1 protein-coding gene and 1 pseudogene are annotated in these 1,303 nt (G+C 66.9%); both read left to right on the top strand.

All coding sequences use genetic code 11. The features are described 5' to 3' along the window. Positions 1-72: 72 nt before the first annotated feature. Positions 73-213, top strand: a pseudogene (locus AC3WL8_RS39875) (hypothetical protein); the annotation flags it as partial. 84 nt (positions 214-297) lie between these two features. Beyond that, complete coding sequence (locus tag AC3WL8_RS39870) at positions 298-1,227, top strand: LysR family transcriptional regulator (protein WP_041228686.1); 930 nt, start codon at positions 298-300, stop codon at positions 1,225-1,227. Positions 1,228-1,303 lie beyond the last annotated feature (76 nt).

Below are 1,303 nucleotides of genomic sequence, written 5' to 3'. Positions count from 1 at the left end.
GGGAATGCCGCCTCTCGGCGGCGCTCCTTTCACTCCCCGCCTTGAATGGCGAGGTTTCTCGGAGCAAATCTGATGAACGAACTGGGCGTCAAGGGATTAGGTGAAATCGCGTTGGTGGGCGTGGCGCCGGCCGTGGCCAACGCTGTGTTCCACGCAACCGGAAAGCGCGTGTGGGAGCTGCCGATCCGCATCGAGCATCTGGTCGAGCAATAGTCCGCGCACGGGCCTGCCCTTGCTGTTTTCGTGATCCCGGACTGGCGTTATGATGGCCGCATTCCCAACCTCTGGTTGCCAGTCATGGACAAGGCCCGTGTCCTCACCCTCTTCCTCGGCGTGGTGCGCGCCGGCAGCTTCCATCGCGCCGCGGTGGAGGCTGGCGTCACCCCGCAGGCCGCCAGCAAGGCCGTGCGCACGCTGGAGGACCATCTCGGCGTGCGGCTGCTGCACCGGACCACGCGCAAGCTCAGCCTGACGGAAGAAGGCGCACGCCTGTTCGAGCTGGCCGCGCCGGGCATGCGCCAGCTCGACGAAGCGCTCGAGCAGGTCCGCAGCAGCAAAAGCGACGACGACGGCCTGATCCGCCTGACCGCTCCGCCGTCGCTCGGCAGCCGCGTGCTGATCCCGCTGGTGCGCGGCTTTCGCGAACAATACCCCGGCATCGCCTTCGATGTGGTGCTGAGCGACCTCTTCACCGACCTGGTCGAAGCCAAGATCGATGTCGGCTTCCGCGTCGGCACCAGCCCCGGCCAGAACCTGGTGGCGCGGCGGCTGTGCGACCTGCCGCTGGTCATCTGCGCGGCGCTGGATTACCTGGCGCGGCACGGCGAGCCGGCCACCCTCGACGACCTGCTGCAGCACCAGTGCACGGGCTTCCGCCGCCCCGCCACCGGGCGCATGGTGCCGTGGGAGCTGCAGGTGGACGGCGACCTGATCTACCAGGAGGTGCCTGCCGTGGCGAGCTTCAATGACGTGGAAACCGAGGTCGAAGCGGTGCGCGCCGGCATGGGCATCGGCCAGCTGCCCGCCTACATGATCCACGCCGACCTTGTCAGCGGGCGGCTGAAGGCGATCCTGCCGGGGTACAGCAGCAGCAATATCGGCATGTACATGTACTACCCGCATCGCAGCCAGATGCCGGTGCGGGTCCGGCGCTTCATCGACTTTGTGGTGGAGGCGGGCCGGGGCGCGGAGCAGTCGCTGTCGCGCCTGGTCGGGATCGTGCCCTGAGGAGGTGTCAGGAATTCTGTGTGCTGAGGTCGGTTAAATAAATCTCAGCGTAGGGCGTTGGTGAAGCGGTCACCGA

Source organism: Cupriavidus sp. FW305-F7 (genome assembly GCF_058782875.1).
This window is presented reverse-complemented; position numbering and strand designations above follow the sequence as displayed.

What these genes read in the sequence shown, in the direction of transcription:
- AC3WL8_RS39870 (WP_041228686.1), top strand. Translation starts at nt 298, where the DNA reads ATGGACAAGGCCCGTGTCCTCACCCTCTTCCTCGGCGTGGTGCGCGCC.